Source organism: Cobetia sp. cqz5-12, from assembly GCF_016495405.1.
In the GTDB taxonomy this organism is placed as follows: domain Bacteria; phylum Pseudomonadota; class Gammaproteobacteria; order Pseudomonadales; family Halomonadaceae; genus Cobetia.
Genome location: NZ_CP044522.1, coordinates 1,510,237 through 1,527,536, shown reverse-complemented (window position 1 = coordinate 1,527,536; position 17,300 = coordinate 1,510,237). Strand labels below are relative to the sequence as shown.

The following is a 17,300-nucleotide window of genomic DNA, read 5'->3' as shown; positions in this document are numbered from 1 at the left end:
GCTTGCCTACCTGCTGGCGTACAGGCTGACGAATCCAGCCAGTTGGAACCTGTGGTGGTGACAGCTTCAGGCTACGAACAGGTGATCTCGGATGCCCCTGCCAGTATCTCGGTCATTACCGGCGAGCAGCTCAACAAGCAGTCGTACACGGACATCACAGATGCCATGGATAATGTGCCTGGCGTCTATGTCACGGGGGGCGGGAATTCTCAGGACATCAGTATTCGAGGGATGGACAACAGCTACACGCTTTACATGATCGATGGCCGCCCTCTGTCGGCTGGCCGCTCCGTCAATACCAATGGCAATGATGAAGGCAAGCAGATTGGCCTCCCCCCAATCTCGATGATCGAGCGAGTGGAAGTGATTCGCGGACCGATGTCATCGCTGTACGGCTCACAAGCCATGGGCGGCGTCATCAACATCATCACCAAGAAGGTGGCGGATGATTGGTCAGGGTCTGTCACGACAGAATATACCCACTCGCTCAACGACATCAGCAACGACGGGCAGCAGCTGAGTTTCTATACCAGCGGGCCGCTCATCGATGGCCTGCTCGGTCTGAAGGTCCACGGCAACTGGACCGGTTACGAAGAAAGCGATTACCAGGGCAGTGATGACAATGCCGAAAGCACGCCTGACAGCGATATTCTTCAAGGGGGGGCCGAATTCACGCTGACCCCAGATGAGGATAATGCGTTCACGCTCGGCTACACCGCATCCAAGAAGGAATATACCCACAATGCCGGCGTGAGCATTGCGGATGATTCCGACACCAGTCGCTATCGCTATGACAAGGACGTCTACACCCTCGGTCACAAGGGGAGTTACGGCAGCTTCCTCACAGACACCTATCTACAACACGACATTTCGGAAAACGTGCTGGATTCCGATGACGAAAAGCGTGAAGAAGTCACCACATTCAACAACCAGACCACATACTTCTGGGGCGATCATATGCTGACCTTCGGCGGTCAGTACAAATTCGAGCAGCTGACGGATGAAACCAATGGCTTGCTGGCCTCAAATGTCCCGGGGGCTGTTGATAACGTCGATCGCTGGATTGCCGCACTATTCGTCGAGATGGAATGGAGTCTGACCGAGGACCTCAACGTCACCACCGGCTTGCGCTACGACGATGACGAGCTGTTTGGCGGACATCTCTCGCCACGCGTCTATGCCAATTATCACCTTGATCCGCAATGGACGCTCAAGGGCGGGGTCTCCACGGGCTACAGCCAACCGAGTCTATCCGCTGCGACAGAGGGATTCGGTCGTCGGACCGGCCAAGGCAGTGCCATCATCATCGGCAACGAGGAGCTGGATCCGGAAACCAGCACCAACTACGAGCTGGGCACCGTCTTCCAGAACCAGTCTGGCACGCTCAGCGCCGGCGCCACCCTGTTCTACACCCAGTTCAAGGACAAGATCTCCGAAGACCGCCTCTGCCAGGGCCCGGATGAAGGTTTCTCCGATCCCGCCTTCCGCGAGTGCAGCTATGCCGGCACTGACTACTATTTCGTCAGCACCTACCGCAACATCGACGAAGCTGTCATGCAGGGCATCGAGCTGTCACTGGACTATGCCATCACGCCAAGCGTGAACCTTAGCTCCAGCTACACCTACACCGACTCCGAGCAGAAAAGTGGTGAATTCAAGGGCGAGCCCTTGAACAAGATCCCGGAACATATGCTCAACGTAGCGCTGGACTGGCAAGCCACTCACGACCTCAATCTGTGGGCACAGGGGAACTACCGTGGCGAAACCAGTGATTACCTGTCACGTACCAGCATGAGCGAAGGCACGCCGAGCTATACCTTCTTCGATGTAGGTGTCGTCTATGCCTTGAACGAGAACGCTCGCGTCAAGGCAGGCCTCTACAACATCGCTGACAAGGAAGTCACCAATGACACCTACGGCGTGGTGCTGGATGGCCGACGGTTGAACCTTGGGCTGACCATGGACTTCTGACCCTCGACCAGATCCACTCATGCTGACGCAACAAGGGGAGCCCAGGCTCCCCTTGTTGCGTTTCAGTTCATAACCTTAAAACAGGACGTCAGTCATGAGAGCTGGCGTCTTCATCAGCAGCTTCCATCAGGTCCACGAGACTCGCCGCTTCTTCCCTCCAACAACCATTCGCGGAAAGCTTGCACCTTGGCAAGCGTTTCAATTGCAACCTGCAGCTCCGAAGCGGAGTCATTCACCGATGATCCATGACGTATTACGAGTGGGTTACCTGGCAGTCGTTCTCAAGGATTGCTCGAACCTGTCCAGGAAGAGGTCGGCTTCCGAGCGTTCGATGCACAGTGGCGGGCGAATCTTCAAGGTACTGCCGGACTTGCCGGCCCCGCCGATCAACACGCCATTGCGCTTGAGGTCGTTGATCAACGCCGTGGTGCGCTGGGCGTCCGGCGCTCCGTCACGCGTCGGGTCACAGAGGTCCAGCCCCAGGAACAACCCGGCGCCCCGCACATCACTCACCTCCTCGAAACGTGCCTGGATGTCCTGCAGCTGTCGCTTGAAGTACTCGCCCTGACGCTCTGCATTGGCCATCAGGTCTTCCTCGGCGATCACGTCCAGCACCGCCGTGCCCGCCGCCACGGCGACCGGTGAGCCGCCGAAGGTATTGAAGTAGCCCACATCGGCGTTCAGGACCGCCAGCAACTCCTCGCGTGCCGCCAGCCCGGACATCGGGAAGCCGTTGCCCATCGGTTTGCCCATGGTCACCACATCCGGCGTCACGCCGTGGCGCGAGAAGCCCCACATCTCCTGCCCCGTGCGCCCGAAGCCGGGCTGGACCTCATCGGAGATGAACAGGCCGCCACGGGACTGCAGGAGTTCGACCGCGGGCTTCAGGAAACCTGCGGGGTCTGCATAGATGCCATCGCTCGAGAAGATGGAGTCGACCAGCAGCGCCGCGCATCCATGCCCCCTCGCCTCCAGCTGTTCGATGCCGTACCGCACCTGCTCGGCGAACCAGGCGGCCGGGTCTGCCTGCTCACTCATCCGGGAGATCGGCAGGATATGCACATGATCCGGCGGTGTTCCCTGCTTGTAGGAAGACGGTGAGACTTCCGTCACGGCGGCCGTGTTGCCGTGGTAGGCCGCCTCGGTGACGATGATCCCCTGCCGGCCCGTCCAGCCACGCGCCAGCCTCAGCGCCATGTCGTTGCTTTCACTGCCGGTACACATCATCACCAGTCGATTGAGCGCGCGCGGCAGCGTGTCCAGCAGGCGCTCGGCATAGCGATGGATGCCTTCGTGCAGATAGCGGTTGTGCACGTTGAGGGTCCCCATCTGTTCAGCGACCGCCTGGACCACGCGAGGATGGCAGTGGCCGATGGACGGCACATTGTTGTAGACATCCAGGTAGCGCTTGCCTTGATCATCGAACAACCAGACCCGCTCGCCCCGGACGATGTGCAGCGGCTCCTCATAGAAGAGCATGGACGTCGGCCCTACCGTTTCCAGCCGCTTGCGTACCAGGGCGCCGATTCGCGCATCTGCCTTGTCGATATGCGCCATGCTGAAGGCGTTCTGATCCAGAATCCCGCGTACCTTTTCCATCACGCCATCCTCACCTTGTCATTGATTGTCCGATCTGTACCTGTCCGAACAGTGCTTGTCCGAACAGTACTGGTCCGATCAACATCCGCCTGATCGTCGTGTTCCTGCATGCCCAGTGTCTGCACGACACCTTGCTGTCCCTCTCGTGACTGGCCCCCTCGTTGCTGAACATAGCGCCGCGCCATGATGGCCGTATCCCGGCTGAAACCATCACTCAATGTCTTGCCTTCCTTGCTTTCCTGATGCGTGGCCAGCCAGGCACACAGCAGAATGCGACGCAGCATGATGAAGGTATCCAGCATTGCCTCATCTGCCGACGTGAACTCGGCCACCGAGCGGTACCCCTTGATCCAGGCATCGCGCAGCTGCGGGACGCACGGATCCGTCTCGTGGAAGCTGATCGCGGCAGCAAAGTCGTAGGCATACCAGCAGAAGCCGCAGTCATCGAAGTCGATGATCGCCATGCTGTCCCGTGATACCAGCAGGTTGGTCAAGCGCAGGTCGGCATGGACCAGCCCGAACTGCTCTGGTGCCGTGCCATAAAGCGCGATTTCCGACTTGAGATAGGGGATGGCAGCATTGATGGCCTGGGCCTCTTCCAGCGTCATGCGCGGCGCATTTCGCCAATCGCCCCACAGCCCACGGGGTGAGATCATGCTTTCCATGTCCCAGCGCTTGCGCACGAAGCCTTCCGGCGGCTGCCAGCGACGGCTGTGTTCGTGCAGCGTGGCAGTCATCGCGCCCAGCCGTTCGAACCACTGCGGCAGACCCTCGTCGATATCCGGCTCACTGCCGATCACATGCTCGAAGGCCACCACATACAAGGATTGCCCGCCGGCGGAGATGCTCAGCACAGGGCTGCCTGTCGTGGTCATGACCGGGGCCGGCGTATTGATCCGTGCCGTCGTGCGCAGGTCATCGATCCAGGCCAGCTCGGACTCGATCTCCTCCCGGCAGTGATAGTCCGGGCGGTGGACCCGAATGATGATCCTGCGCCCCTCCTCGTCGTCCTCGGCCAGAAAGGTCGCGTTCTCTGACATGGTCAGCAGCGAGATCCGCGATGTTTCCGCCATGTGCCATTTTTCCAGGCAAGTGACCAACTCGTGTCTTGTTTGATTTATCAGAGCTTCCGTATACATCTCACCACCTCGCTGACATGGGAAGACCGGGGATCTTGCGGTCTCGGTGTCACACTTCGTCTGCGGTCAGAAGCCAGTGGCCAATCTCACGACCCACGATCTGGCTCACGGCATGACTCTGTGCGCGAAAGTTGCATGACTCAGACTAACGACAGCGCGAGGTGATGCGTTATCAGCATCCGGCAAAGCTGAAAATACCAACAATAACAATGAGTTGATTGATCAATGCACGAAGATGTATCACGAACGGACGATAGTGATGCCACCTGGCGGCACGGGATTTTCGAGCATGCACCAGGCAAGTGCACACGGGAGGCATGGGACGTCAATGAACAGGCGCACAACCTGACCGACTGGTCGCAACACTATGATCAGTACGGTCAGGGCGCCTTCTATGGGCGTATCGATGAACTCCATCTGCCGGGAATGCAGGTATTCAAGGAATACACCAGCCAGGCATTGGACCAGCAATGTCATGTCTGGCCGGATTCGCTGTGGATCGGTATTCCCGCCGAGCGACAGCCCTGCCGGATCAATGGCTACGCGCTTGAGAAAGGCGACATCATGTGTCAGCCGGGTGGGCAGGATTTCGCGCTGACCACGCCCGATACCTTCGCGATCCATTGTCTCGTGTTGCGGCGTGACTGGCTGCTCGAGGTCGCAGGGGAGTCGGCACTGACGCTATTGGAAGGGGATCCGCAGCACACGATGCGACTCGGGGTGACGCAAGGGACTCGCCGCGCGGTCACCTTCCTGATGGACCGCCTGATCAAGCGACAGGGGCCGGGATTCGAGGTTCAGGTGCATCAGGGCATCCTGTCACTGGCTGTTGCCGCCATTCTTGAGGAATGGACACCTCTCACCGACCGCTACCCCAGCTATCACCATCGACGGCAGGTAGTGGAGCGCGTACGCGAGCATGTAAGCCGAGGGGAGCCTGCACCGGTCAGCATCGAGAGTCTCTGTCGTATCGCCCACGTCAGTCAGCGGACACTGCACAACAGCTTCACCAGCATCCTCGGTCTCAGTCCGATGCAGTTCATCCGCTTCAACCGACTCAATCAAGTACGGCGGCGGCTTTGCGATCCCCTGTCAACGAGCACGATCGGTCAGGTCGCCAGCGACTGGGGGTTCTATCATCTGGGCCAGTTTGCCCGGGACTATCGCCGTCTGTTCGGTGAGAGTCCCTCGAGTACCCAGGCGCGTTATCGGGCAGGATGAGGTGTGCGATGGCTACCCCGATACTGCCCAAGCTGCAAGCCGAGGGGGCCTGCCCACTCGACCACGTCAACTGAACACTCAGCTGACCTCTTCCAGCAACCATTCCCGGAATGCCTGCTCGTTGATGTCATTGGCTAATGACCCGCCAGGTAGACTTGCTTGATCACAGAGCCCTCACGACCCTGACGTCGAGGGTATTCGGCAACTGAGCCCGGCTTCTTCCAGCAACCATTCACGGAATGCCTGTACCTTGGCCACGTGGGTGACCTCGGGTCGATGGATCACGTAATACGCCAGGGAGGAGGCACACATCACTCCATCAAACAGTCTGATCAAACGCCCCGACACAAGATCATCGTGAACCATGACTCCACGCGCCAGCGCAATGCCCTGACCATCGATCGCGGCCTGCAGCACTGCAGCAGAATTGTTGATCTGCAGACCGCGCGATGAATCAGCATCCGTGAGACCGGCTCTCCTGAACCAGCCGTTCCACGAGGGAAAACCGTCATGGCCTTCCATGGACAAGTCATGAATCAGTGTCTCATCCAACAGGGCTGCGGGCGTCTTCAAGCGCTCAGGGTCTCGCAGCAGCTGTGGCGAGCAGACGGGATAGACCTCTTCATGCATCAGCTCCTGTGCCACCACGCCCTTCCACTTGCCCGGCCCGTAGCGTACCCCGATATCCACCCGCTCCCGTGAGAAATCGACCGGCTTGTGGTTGGTATCCAGATGCACATCGATGTCAGGCCACGCCGCCTGAAAACGGTGCAGGCGTGGCAACAGCCATTTGGCGGCAAAGGCAGGACTGACTGTCACCGTCAGTACGCTACGCCGAGTGCCATCCTTGAGACGCTCCACCCCGAGTGACAACTTCTCGAATCCGGCGCGGATATCGGGTAGTGCCTGCTCTGCAAGCTCTGTCGGGATAAGGCGTGTCTTTCCGCTGTTGGCACGATGAAACAGCGAATCGCCGAGCCACTCCTCCAGCCCACGCACCAGCTGACCGACAGCGGCAGGCGTGACGTGTAACTCCTCTGCCGCAGCGGCAAAGCTCTTGTGGCGGGCGCTCGCTTCGAAGGCACGCAAGGCATTCAGATGGTTGGGCGATGTCATGGCGATAAAGTTTTTCTTTCCCTGATGCCTAGTTAATCTCGTTTGTTGAATGAGCAATCAGCTTCCAGAATACCCGCAATCACCGGTCGTGACACCTTGCCGGTATGTGTCCAGTCCTGCTCATGCCATGACGCTCGAGTGTGATGACCGCCAGACATTGAAAAAGGTTTTCTTCCCCTCTCGCCTACGTGGAGATGCTCTACATGCGCCTCAATGCCGACTTCTCACGACGTGCCAGCATCACACCCGATCACTACCAATGGGTTCCGTCCCCCGAGGGAGGCGTCGAACGCATGATGCTGGATCGTATCGGGAAGGAGAAGGCACGGGCCACCAGCCTGGTCCGATATGCACCAGACTCCCACTTTTCAGCGCATGAGCATCCACAAGGCGAAGAGATTCTCGTGCTGTCCGGCACCTTCACGGAAAATGGCTCGCACCACTTCCCTGCAGGCTGGTACCTGCGCAACCCGCCAGACTCGCGACACACCCCCAGCAGCACCGACGGCTGCGTGATCTTCGTCAAGCTGCGACAGATGCCGTCCGAGGAGCATGAGGCGGTACGCATCAACACGCGGGACCCGGCCAACTGGCATGAGCAGGATGGCCGCGAGGTCTGCCCACTGTATACCAGTGCCACCGAGCAGGTGAGTCTGCAGCGCCTGGCGCCACATACCGAGCTTCCGCTGATGACAAACACTGGCGGTGCCGAACTTCTTGTGTTGGAGGGCTGCCTGCACCCGGGGCACGGGTCCTGCCCTGCAGGCAGCTGGCTGCGCTTGCCAGCCAGCGAACCGCTGATGCTTTCCGCCGGTACACAGGGGGCGACCTTCTACCTCAAGACAGGGCATCTGGCCATTCAGGAGACGCCATGAGTCAGCACTCATCAAGAGTCATCATCATTGGTGCCGGACTCGCAGGCCTGTATGCGGCCTGGCTGCTGGAACGCCGAGGCATGCGGGACTACCTCGTGCTGGAGGCTCAGTCAGACCCGGGAGGAAGGATCGCGTCCCTGCTGCCAGCAGGCGTCGACACCGGTACGGGTCGGCGCCTGGACCTGGGGCCGACCTGGTTCTGGCCTGAGCATCAGCGCGAGATGGGACAGCTGATACAGACACTGGATCTGGAGTGCTTTGCACAACAAACGGCAGGCGACAGCCTCCTCGAGCGCGCCACGGACAAGAAACCTCTGCGCATCGCTGGCGTCAGGGATTCGCTGACCGCCATGCGTGTGGTGGGAGGAATGGAGGCGCTGATCGAGCGACTGCGTCGCGATATTCCCGCGAACAAGGTAATGACTGGGCAGATCGTCCGTCATCTCGAGCGCTTGCCAGACGGGATTGCGCTGAGCGCAGAGGATGGCAGCGGACATCGCATGAACCATGAGGTGGAGCAGGTCTTGTTGGCCGTTCCGCCACGTCAGGCACTCCAGCATATCCAATTCACGCCGGCACTCCCGAGCGCTCTGACAACACAGTGGCAGCAGACCGCGACCTGGATGGCTCCCCATGCCAAGTATCTCGCGGTCTACGATCGTCCTTTCTGGCGCGAGACCGGCTTGTCCGGTACCGCACGCAGCGCGCGTGGCCCGATGGTGGAGATTCACGATGCCAGTCCAATGGAAGGCTTAGGTGCACTCTTCGGATTCGTGGGGGTACCGGCTGGTTACCGACGTCAGATCACGCCGGAGGCATTACGTCAGCACTGCCGCGCACAGCTGGGTCGCCTGTTTGGCCCTCAGGCGGCCAGCCCCCAAAGCGATGCCCTCAAGGACTGGGCTACCTCACCCTTCATCGCGAGCTCGGCAGACCTGGAAGACGTGGCATCCCATGTCTCGGTACCGCCACCGGAAGCGAATGAGGGTCCTTGGCATCAACACCTGTACGGCATTGCCAGTGAATGGTCGCCGCAATTCCCGGGTCACCTCGCGGGCGCCATCGATGCTGCCACCCAAGGTGTCAACCGGATGCTGACCGCACGCAAGACAGAAGGCTGAGAGATAACCAGACACCCGCATCGACAGACATTGAGCACGACCCACTGACTTTTCCCCACTCGTCAGTTTGACGAAGACACACAAGGATCCCCATGACTACCGTATTTTCCCCCGAGACGCTGAACGCGCTATGGACCTGCTTCGTGATGGCCCTGGCGGCCAGCAGCATCGCGATCTCGATCACCCAAGGTGAGCTGTTCGCACCGTTGCGTCAGTACGCACAACGCTTTGGCCACATGATCAGCCACCTCTTCCAATGCTTCTTCTGCATCAGCCACTGGGTGGTCTTCGCTGGCATGGTGTTCTATCACCCGACCTTGACGAATAGCGGCTTCGTCCTGGTGGACTGGATCCTGGCCGGTTTCTTCACCTTGACGCTCTCCACCCTGGTGAGTGGCCTGCTGTTCAAGGTGCTGTTGACCGGCATGGCGAAGAAAGTACGCGACAAGGAAGTAAAGGAAATCTTCGCGGCCAAATGATCACCGGGTCATGCCCCTGACCACATCGCACCAACTGACTTGCTCAGCCAGGCAATCCATTTCAGGGCCCACACGTGGCGATGCTCCTGTTGCATCGCCCATCCCCGCATATTGCCACTCCCCACCATCATTGCCCCACCCTGCGACAGACACCACCACCACCACGTGCGTCCCGGGGCATGGCATTTTTCTAGACACAGAAGCCCCATGTCACAATCAAACTCCTTCCCGCAATCAGGCACCCCCCTATCCTCCTCCCCCTCCATGGCGGCAGGTCTTGAGACAAAACCACGTGTCACTCCCTGGCAAGACGGCGATGCCGTCCCTGCTGACCTGCTGGAAAGCATGCAAGCACGCCGCCCCAACCGAGAGCTGATCGGGATCGATCGCTATCTGCTCAAGAGTGTGCCCCTGGCCACGGGCTGGAATGGGCTGCTGGGCCGTGTTCGCAAGGACTTCACGCTCAGTCTGGAATATCGCGAGTTGATCATGTGTCGCGTGGCCGTGCTCAATCGGGCCGAGTTTGAATGGCAGGTACACCAACCCGCCTACCTGGAGGCCGGCGGCACACAGGAAAAATGTGACGCGCTGCGTGAGGAAGGCATGTCATCTCGTTTCAATGAAGAAGAACGTGCACTGCTGGCGTTGACGGATCAATCAACCCGCCAGGTGGAAGTCGATGGCGCCATCATCGAGACCCTCAAGACCCTGTTCGGTGAACAGCAGACTGTCGAAGCCGTCGCCACGGTTGCCGCCTACAACATGGTCTCTCGCTTCCTGGTGGCCTTGGCCATCTGAGGGGGCTGCTGACACAACATGTTCAACAAGCAGTGCTCGTCGTGTGAGGGGGCATCCCCGTAGTGAGAGGTGCTGCTGACCGGCATGGCGAGGGAAGTACGCGACAAGGAAGTGAAGGAAATCTTCGCGGCCAGATGACCTCAGTCATCTCAAGCCACTGGAAGTGACGTCCTTCTTCAGGCACGTCAACTCAGGCCCATCAACAACCGGTCAGCTGTGATAGATGTCGCCGGGCCTTTGGGGCACCTTCTGAAACCCAGTTCGAGTACTGATGAGCCGCTGATCCATTCACACCGCCTGAGTCGCTCGACACTCTGGATAGGCCGAGCATCCCCAGAACTGCTGGCCCTCGCGCGCACCGGCCTTGGCAGTGCGCAGCACCATCCGGCTGCCGCATTTCGGGCATTCACGTCTCGCCTGTAAATCATTGCGCTGCTTGAGATGCTGTACATGGGCACGCTGCGTCGCCCGAGTCGGTGCCAGACGCCCAGTCAGCAGCGCCTCATGCATGGCCTCGACCTGCGCCTCGCTGAAGACGGGGGTCTTGAACGACTGTACGAAGGGAACGAAGTCAGTGCCGCGCGTCACGTTGGACGGCATCTCACCTTTGAGCCTGGCGCTGCCAATGAAGATGATCACCGAATGCAGGTGCTCGAATGGCACGCCAAGCGTCGTCTCCAGCGCCTTGAGGTGTCGGTAGTTCTGACGTAGCGGATTCTGGAAGCTGAAGGACTGGCGAGGAAACTGCTGGGTCCAGTTCGCTTCGTGCTCACTGCCGAAGATCCAGCCTTTCATGTTCTTGGTTTCCAGCACGAAGCAGCCGAAACGCGATAGCAGCACATGATCGATCTGGGTGGTGCCGTTCGCGGTCTTGAGGGTGACATTGTGCAAGGCCCGATAACCCTGCTTGCCGAGTCGGCGCGCCATCCAGCGCACTCGCCACTCCCCAATGCGGCCTTTCATGCGGGGAGACTTGAGGTAACGGCTGACAAAGGACGCCAGCACGAGGCATAGCAGTACACTCATCACTGGCGCGATGTTCGAAGGGACAACCACTGTCTTGACTCCTGGTGCAGCCTGTACGGAAAGGAATCAAGCGGGGTGATTCGTCCAACCGGAGTACTGAGTCTGGATAAGGGAAAGGTATGGCTGCACCGCACCCGATGGCTGAGCGCGGTGCAGCAAACTGCAGGATTCTAACTATCTGACAAACGCCAAACCACTGTTCTCTATCGGTTTATCTCTGAAGCAGAGCACGGTGGGACCCTATGCGCCGACAAGAGAATCACGTTGGCCGCGAGTCATTCACCTGAATCACTCCATCTCTAACGTGACCTTGTCAGCATCGAACGCCAACCGCCCGGCGATCGCCTGCATATCCTCGATAGGCTGGTCGTAACTCCAAGCGATATCCGGAAGATCGGGCAAGGAGTAATAAGTGCTGTCGCCCTTGAAGGGACAATGGGTGACGGTGTGAGAGACCGAGAGCTTCGCCATCGCCACATCGGCGCGCGGCAAGTAGAGCCTCGGCGGATAGCCTTTCTCGCGCAATTCCAGCGCGTTGTCAGTGTCGGCGATCACTGTTTCACCGACCAGGATTCGCACCCGCAAGGATAGCGGGTGCAGCGTGATACGCGGTTCGGGGTGATCGGCCATGAACACTCCTTTTCGGGTTGGAAAATAGAAGCGGCAGATGAGAGCAGCAGATGAAGGTGCCTGGCGGCGCATCATGCAGGACGTCAGCCCATCATGCCCCACTGTCCCTGGCGAGCCGGAAACCGGAGAATGCCCAGCGCGCCTCAGGCGGGAAGAAGTTGCGATAGGTCGCGCGGATATGGTCGGCGGGCGTGGCACAACAGCCTCCACGAAGCACCATCTGACCGGACATGAACTTGCCGTTGTATTCGCCCAGGCTGCCCGGCAACTTGCGAAAGCCCGGATACGGACGATAGGCGCTACCCGTCCACTCCCAGACATCGCCGAACATCTGACTCGGCGTACCTTCGGCTTTCGCGGCCGCGACTGGCTGCAGGTGATCCTGATCGACGAAATTGCCCGAGAGAGGAACATCCTGGGCGACTGTCTCCCACTCGGCCTCGGTGGGCAGACGCGCGCCCGCCCACTGAGCATAGGCATCGGCCTCGAAGAAGCTGACATGGCAGACCGGCGCGTTCAGATCTACCGGCACCAGACCGCCCAAGGTGTAGTGATGCCAGACGCCGTCGCGCTCGACCCAGTAAAGCGGTGCCCGCCAACCTTCCGCCTTGACCGTCGCCCAGCCATCCGCCAGCCAGTGCTCGGGAGTGGCATATCCATCGTCCTGCATGAAGGCGAGAAACTCGCCGTTAGTCACTGGTCGATCCGCCATCTGGAACGCTTCGACGAACTGACGGTGGCGGCCCATCTCGTTGTCGTAGGCGAAGCCACCCTCGGATACATCATGGCCGATCTCGCGAATCCCGGCAGGATAGGCAATCCAGCCCAGCGGCGGCACCTCCTGCTCAGATGTCGGTGCCAAGCCAGGCGCCAGATCATCCCGATAGACCGGGCACAGCGGGTTCTGCGCCAGGATGTGCTTGATATCCATCAACAGCAGCTCCTGATGCTGCTGCTCATGCGGTAGGCCCAACTCCAGACGACGCAGAATCTCCGGCAGATGTTCCTGGGGTGGATTCTCCAGCAAGGCCTGCATGGCGCGATCGACGTGCGCGCGATAGCGATAGACGTCATCGACGGTCGGGCGCGAGATTGTGCCACGCTCGGCGCGCGGGAACGGCACACCATGGGTTTCGTAGTAGGAGTTGAAGAGATGATCGTAAGCGGGATCGAGCGTCTGATAGCCGGGCTGAAACGGCTTCAGGATGAAGGCCTCGAAGAACCAGCTGACATGGGCGATGTGCCACTTGGGCGGGCTGACATCCGCCATGCTCTGCACCATGTAGTCTTCCTTGTGCAGCGGTGCACAGATCGCCTCGGTAGCAGCTCGCACTCGCTGGTAGGTACGTAGCCACGTCTTCGCCTGCTCGAGGCCGTGAGTGTCGCTCAAGGGTTGCGGTGCATATGACATCGAGACGTCCTTTTGGGTGTTACAGATCCATTTCCGAGATACTGATGTCGGGAGGTCGTGGCCGGCTTTCAAGGGGCTGCCCCGTGCAGAGAGTTGCCCTGCACGCTGGCCAGTCGCGACATGGCCATGACAACACCCCTTCCTTCACTCGTATTTCTTCTGCCAGCTCTTCACGGCGATGCGCTCCTTGAGCAGTTCCAGCATATCGATCAGCACCTGCTCGGTGATCTGCTCAGTCCTTGGGTCAGTGCGCGCCCAAGCATCGAAACCACTCTCTGCCAGATGCCCCACCAGCGCCGAGAACTCCTTGGAGCGCAGGCCGACCAGCGCCTCATCGACAAGGTGACAGGCCAGATCCGACAGCGAACTTTCCAGCCCTTTCGTCAGCTGGGTGCCCATGGGCAGGCGCGAGACACGCTGGAGCTCCGGGCTCTCCGCAAGGGTACGACTGACCAGCCCCCGCACATAGCGCAGGGTATCGTCGCGGTTCTGGGTATAGATATCCCCTGCCATGGTCTCGAGTCGTAGGCTGATCTCCTGGATCAAGGCCTGCTTGCGAGGCTCCACCACACGCTCGATCACCGACGATGAGAGGTCATCGCTGTCGCGCAACTGCTGCTGCACGTTATCGAGCATGCGCAGGGAGATACGGTCCGTCAGCTCCTCCAGCAATATATCGAGATACTTGGCCGCCACGCCGTAGAGGTACCAGCGGCGAACATCGATCATGCCGAGGCGTTGCAGACGGAACAGCAGCGATATCACACGCAACACACGCAACAGACGGAAGCCGCTCAGCGGGATACACCCCAGCACGTCATACCAGTGCACGAAGGGATAGAAGAACCAGCGGTGATAGCGCCGCTCCGCAATGGCCACTGCCCACCCCGCCAGCACATCGAGCAGGAAGACGGCGACGAACGCCAGGTCGATGGAGAGGAAATTGGCGTGGATGTTCTGCTCATAGGCCGCATGCAACCCGGGTGTCACGGCCGCGAAAGCGGTGTTCAGCGGGGGAATCAGGAAGAGACTATCGAACAGCAGCAATGCCAGATTGGCGATCACGAGCACGATGATGAATAGATCCCACCACAGATGAATCCGCTCCCTGGCGGACGAGGGCGTGCGAGTGGCTGGCATGACAACTCCTGACGTATTTTCGTCCTGGGGTTTCGAGCACGACACTTTGAATGCGGTGCTCCTGGAGTACGGCGCGCCTGATAGCGGGTCCACCGAGAGCAGCGGCCTGGGCCGCCGAGAGGCGACTCATGATGCAGCGCCTGTGCGATCAGGATACTGATGGAGTCCCGTGGTGACCACGTGAGGCTTAAGGAAATAGGCGATCCACTCCTCTTGCCACTCCTCTTGCCACTCTTCTTGCCACTTTCCCCGAAAGATGACGTCCCGCGCTGAACAGAATGGGGGTCCAGGACACGCGGTCAATGGCGAGAGACATGCGATGACAAGGCATGCTCCTCGCGTCAGAACGCTCTATCATCGCAAGCACACTTCGTTGCCAATGGCCTTGCGGAATGATCACCTTCAAACAACTCGATGCAATTTACTGGGTGAGCGAACTCGGGGGCTTTGAAGCGGCCGCCAACAAGCTCCATACGACGCAGTCTGCAATATCCAAGCGGATTCAGGAGCTGGAAGAAACCTTTGGTGTGCCGCTATTTGATCGCAGCCGACGCTCGGCCCGCCTGACGGACAAGGGACTCGAGGTGCTGGCACTGGGCAAGGACCTGCTGGAGCGCCGCGATCATCTCGTCGAGCGCATCAGTGACGAGTCCGTCATCCAGAGTCAGTTTCGGATCGGCGTGACTGAATTGACCGGCATCACCTGGCTGCCACAGTTGATCGCGCGGATTCGAGAGCGCTTTCCCCGCCTCAGGATCGAGCCCTCGATCGAGCTCAGCAGTGAGCTTTACAGCAAGCTGGAACACGACCAACTGGACATGATCATCGTGCCCGATGTGTTTTCAGACGCGCGCTTCATCTCTCAGCCACTGAAAAGCGTGGAAAACGTCTGGATGGCAGCGCATGGCACTGTGCCGGAGGGCCGTACGATGACGCTCCAGGAGCTGACCGAACTCACGGTGCTGTCTCAAGGAAGTCACTCGGGCACGGGGTTGATCTGCGAGCGGTGGTTGTTGCAACACGGGGCGCGAATGCGAAATACGCTGGTCAGCAATTACCTGCTGGCGCAGGTCGGCCTGACCCTGTCGGGAGCGGGTATCAGTTACCTCCCCCGTCACTGCATGCAATTTCTGGTCGACCGCAAGATGCTGCAGATCTTGCCCACCCCCGAAAGCCTCCCGCTGGTGCAATACAGTGCATTCTATCGCGCCGACCGTCAGGCCGGATTGACGGCAACCATCGCGAAACTGGCTGAAAGCACCTGCAATTTCAATCAACTGTATTTCGATCGCCTGCCGACGACAGAATGACGAGGGGTCGGTGTCCATGTCTGCCTGAGCACAACCGCTGCGGCATTCCTTCCGATACAGAAAGCCCCCGACACGAGGTGTCGGGGGCCTGGATGACAGTGAAGCGAGCCGCGTGAGAGACAAGGACACACGGATTGTCAGGAGACTGATGCTGTCAGGGCGATGAACTGGCCATCACATGCCTCAATCCACACTCACTGCCGGTGTGGATGATGTGGGCGGTGTGGCAGGCGTCGTGGTGGGAGAAGCGACCTTTGCCGTCGAGAGCAGGTTTTCACTCTTGGCCACCAGCAATGCACCCACCACATCACCGGAAACATTGAGTGTGGTGTGCCCCATATCCACGATGCGATAAATGCCGGCGATCAGCCCGACCAGCTCGAACGGCAGATTCATCAATTGCAGGATCAGGGTGCCCATGACGATCCCGCCGCCGGGAATGCCCGGAGCTGCCATCGACAGGATGGTGCCGATGAAGATCACGTTGACCATCTGCGAGAAACTCAGCGAAAGGTCATAGAAGTCTGCCGCGAACACGACCAGCACGGACAGATACGCAGCGGCCCCCATCAGGTTGATCGTCGCGCCCAGCGGCAGCATGAACGAGCACAGCCATTCCGGCACACCGAGATCACGATGGGTGACCTTCATCGTCACGGGCAAGGTGGCATTGCTGCTGGTGGTCGACAGCGTCATGAGCCAGATAGGCACCATCTTGCGTATCAAGCGCGGATAGGAAATTCGCGTGAACAGGACCAGCAGAATGGAGACCACTGCCCATATCACCAGCAGAGCGGCATAGTCCGCGAGGATGAACTTGCCGATCTGTCCAAAGATATCAATGCCGTAGTTGGCGACGGCATACGCCATCAGGGCAAAGATACCGATAGGCGACGTCGCCATGACCATGTCCAGAATACGAAATGACACCGCAGCCCCCTCATCGAACAAGGCACGCAGTCGGGCGACACGCTCTCCCAGCATGACCATGGCCACCCCGACCAGAATGGTGAAGACGATCAATTGGATCACGTTGCCACTGGCCATCGCTGCCACGGGGTTGCTGGGAATCATCTGCAACAGGAATTGACCGATGTCCAGGCCGCTCGAGACCGCCTCTACCGGGGCACTCATCTGGACATCAAGCCCTTTGCCCGGCTGGATGATGGAGGCGACGACCAGTCCGATGATGCCCGCGATGAGGGTCATGCCGACATACACCAGCAATGTCTTGCCGCCCACACGCTTCAGCTGCTGCACGTCCCCCATGTTGGCGATACCACCCGCCACGGAGAAGAAGATGATCGGTACGATGAGCATCTTGATGGCATTGATGAACGCGTCGCCCAGTGGCTTGATCGCCATTGAGAAATCCTGAAACAGCAAGCCGCAGCTGATACCCAGCATGAAGCCGATGAAAATACGCACGGGTAACCCCCGTGAACCTCGCAAGGTAAGTGTCAT

At 59.5% G+C, this 17,300-nt stretch carries 15 protein-coding genes; 7 read left to right on the top strand and 8 right to left on the bottom strand.

The window, feature by feature from the left end; all coding sequences use genetic code 11:
* The first annotated feature begins 54 nt into the window (after positions 1 to 54).
* Positions 55 to 1,971, top strand: coding sequence for a TonB-dependent receptor domain-containing protein (locus tag F8A90_RS06600; protein WP_233593483.1), 1,917 nt, complete (start codon positions 55 to 57; stop codon positions 1,969 to 1,971).
* A 264-nt stretch (positions 1,972 to 2,235) separates the two neighbouring features.
* On the opposite strand, the gene F8A90_RS06595 is transcribed toward F8A90_RS06600, so the two are convergent.
* Entirely contained in the window at positions 2,236 to 3,570 is a 1,335-nt protein-coding gene (locus tag F8A90_RS06595; RefSeq protein ID WP_200019457.1) for an aspartate aminotransferase family protein, read from the bottom strand.
* Positions 3,570 to 4,643 carry a phosphotransferase enzyme family protein gene (locus F8A90_RS06590; protein ID WP_233593477.1) on the bottom strand — a complete coding sequence of 358 codons (1,074 nt, stop codon included), beginning with the start codon at positions 4,641 to 4,643 and terminating at the stop codon, positions 3,570 to 3,572. Before F8A90_RS06590 ends, F8A90_RS06595 begins: the two co-directional genes overlap by 1 nt.
* Positions 4,644 to 4,934: 291 nt before the next feature.
* Between F8A90_RS06590 and F8A90_RS06585 the strand changes: the two genes are divergently transcribed.
* Positions 4,935 to 5,930, top strand: a complete 996-nt coding sequence (locus F8A90_RS06585) for a helix-turn-helix domain-containing protein (RefSeq protein ID WP_200019455.1) — start codon at positions 4,935 to 4,937, stop codon at positions 5,928 to 5,930.
* 174 nt (positions 5,931 to 6,104) lie between these two features.
* Here F8A90_RS06585 and gcvA read toward each other — a convergent pair whose 3' ends face one another.
* Positions 6,105 to 7,103, bottom strand: a complete 999-nt coding sequence (gene gcvA, locus F8A90_RS06580; protein ID WP_233593476.1) for a transcriptional regulator GcvA — start codon at positions 7,101 to 7,103, stop codon at positions 6,105 to 6,107.
* Positions 7,104 to 7,249: 146 nt separating this feature from the next.
* Between gcvA and F8A90_RS06575 the strand changes: the two genes are divergently transcribed.
* The 4 genes from F8A90_RS06575 to F8A90_RS06560 all read left to right on the top strand — a co-directional run bounded on the left by F8A90_RS06575 (position 7,250) and on the right by F8A90_RS06560 (position 10,319).
* Complete coding sequence (locus F8A90_RS06575; protein WP_200019454.1) at positions 7,250 to 7,921, top strand: cupin domain-containing protein; 672 nt, start codon at positions 7,250 to 7,252, stop codon at positions 7,919 to 7,921.
* A complete protein-coding gene (locus F8A90_RS06570; protein ID WP_200019453.1) occupies positions 7,918 to 9,042 on the top strand; it encodes a flavin monoamine oxidase family protein in 1,125 nt (374 codons plus the stop codon). Before F8A90_RS06575 ends, F8A90_RS06570 begins: the two co-directional genes overlap by 4 nt.
* A 92-nt stretch (positions 9,043 to 9,134) precedes the next feature.
* Positions 9,135 to 9,521 carry a hypothetical protein gene (locus F8A90_RS06565; RefSeq protein WP_200019452.1) on the top strand — a complete coding sequence of 129 codons (387 nt, stop codon included), beginning with the start codon at positions 9,135 to 9,137 and terminating at the stop codon, positions 9,519 to 9,521.
* A gap of 345 nt (positions 9,522 to 9,866) precedes the next feature.
* A complete protein-coding gene (locus tag F8A90_RS06560; protein WP_233593475.1) occupies positions 9,867 to 10,319 on the top strand; it encodes a carboxymuconolactone decarboxylase family protein in 453 nt (150 codons plus the stop codon).
* 288 nt (positions 10,320 to 10,607) lie between these two features.
* Here the strand turns inward: F8A90_RS06560 and F8A90_RS17550 are convergent, their stop codons facing one another.
* The 4 genes from F8A90_RS17550 to F8A90_RS06535 form a co-directional block, all read right to left on the bottom strand.
* Positions 10,608 to 11,282 carry a nuclease-related domain-containing protein gene (locus tag F8A90_RS17550; RefSeq protein ID WP_233593474.1) on the bottom strand — a complete coding sequence of 225 codons (675 nt, stop codon included), beginning with the start codon at positions 11,280 to 11,282 and terminating at the stop codon, positions 10,608 to 10,610.
* 351 nt (positions 11,283 to 11,633) lie between these two features.
* Positions 11,634 to 11,975: a DUF427 domain-containing protein gene (locus tag F8A90_RS06545; RefSeq protein ID WP_200019451.1), complete on the bottom strand. Its 342-nt coding sequence runs from the start codon at positions 11,973 to 11,975 to the stop codon at positions 11,634 to 11,636.
* Between the two features lie 91 nt (positions 11,976 to 12,066).
* Positions 12,067 to 13,386, bottom strand: a complete 1,320-nt coding sequence (egtB, locus tag F8A90_RS06540) for an ergothioneine biosynthesis protein EgtB (RefSeq protein WP_200019450.1) — start codon at positions 13,384 to 13,386, stop codon at positions 12,067 to 12,069.
* A gap of 144 nt (positions 13,387 to 13,530) precedes the next feature.
* Entirely contained in the window at positions 13,531 to 14,526 is a 996-nt protein-coding gene (locus tag F8A90_RS06535; RefSeq protein WP_200019449.1) for an ion transporter, read from the bottom strand.
* A 392-nt stretch (positions 14,527 to 14,918) separates the two neighbouring features.
* Between F8A90_RS06535 and F8A90_RS06530 the strand changes: the two genes are divergently transcribed.
* On the top strand, positions 14,919 to 15,836 hold the full coding sequence (locus F8A90_RS06530) for a LysR family transcriptional regulator (RefSeq protein WP_200019448.1): 918 nt from the start codon (positions 14,919 to 14,921) through the stop codon (positions 15,834 to 15,836).
* A 183-nt stretch (positions 15,837 to 16,019) separates the two neighbouring features.
* Here F8A90_RS06530 and F8A90_RS06525 read toward each other — a convergent pair whose 3' ends face one another.
* Positions 16,020 to 17,264, bottom strand: a complete 1,245-nt coding sequence (locus F8A90_RS06525) for a dicarboxylate/amino acid:cation symporter (RefSeq protein ID WP_167593027.1) — start codon at positions 17,262 to 17,264, stop codon at positions 16,020 to 16,022.
* Positions 17,265 to 17,300: the final 36 nt, after the last annotated feature.

Excerpts from the sequence above, each read along its gene's own strand:
- F8A90_RS06595 (WP_200019457.1), bottom strand. The coding sequence starts at position 3,570 with ATGGAAAAGGTACGCGGGATTCTGGATCAGAACGCCTTCAGCATGGCG.
- F8A90_RS06565 (WP_200019452.1), top strand. The coding sequence starts at position 9,135 with ATGACTACCGTATTTTCCCCCGAGACGCTGAACGCGCTATGGACCTGC.
- F8A90_RS06530 (WP_200019448.1), top strand. The coding sequence starts at position 14,919 with ATGATCACCTTCAAACAACTCGATGCAATTTACTGGGTGAGCGAACTC.
- egtB (WP_200019450.1), bottom strand. The coding sequence starts at position 13,386 with ATGTCATATGCACCGCAACCCTTGAGCGACACTCACGGCCTCGAGCAG.
- F8A90_RS06575 (WP_200019454.1), top strand. The coding sequence starts at position 7,250 with ATGCGCCTCAATGCCGACTTCTCACGACGTGCCAGCATCACACCCGAT.
- F8A90_RS06535 (WP_200019449.1), bottom strand. The coding sequence starts at position 14,526 with ATGCCAGCCACTCGCACGCCCTCGTCCGCCAGGGAGCGGATTCATCTG.
- F8A90_RS06585 (WP_200019455.1), top strand. The coding sequence starts at position 4,935 with ATGCACGAAGATGTATCACGAACGGACGATAGTGATGCCACCTGGCGG.
- F8A90_RS06570 (WP_200019453.1), top strand. The coding sequence starts at position 7,918 with ATGAGTCAGCACTCATCAAGAGTCATCATCATTGGTGCCGGACTCGCA.
- F8A90_RS06545 (WP_200019451.1), bottom strand. The coding sequence starts at position 11,975 with ATGGCCGATCACCCCGAACCGCGTATCACGCTGCACCCGCTATCCTTG.
- F8A90_RS06590 (WP_233593477.1), bottom strand. The coding sequence starts at position 4,643 with ATGGCGGAAACATCGCGGATCTCGCTGCTGACCATGTCAGAGAACGCG.
- F8A90_RS06560 (WP_233593475.1), top strand. The coding sequence starts at position 9,867 with ATGCAAGCACGCCGCCCCAACCGAGAGCTGATCGGGATCGATCGCTAT.
- F8A90_RS17550 (WP_233593474.1), bottom strand. The coding sequence starts at position 11,282 with ATGAAAGGCCGCATTGGGGAGTGGCGAGTGCGCTGGATGGCGCGCCGA.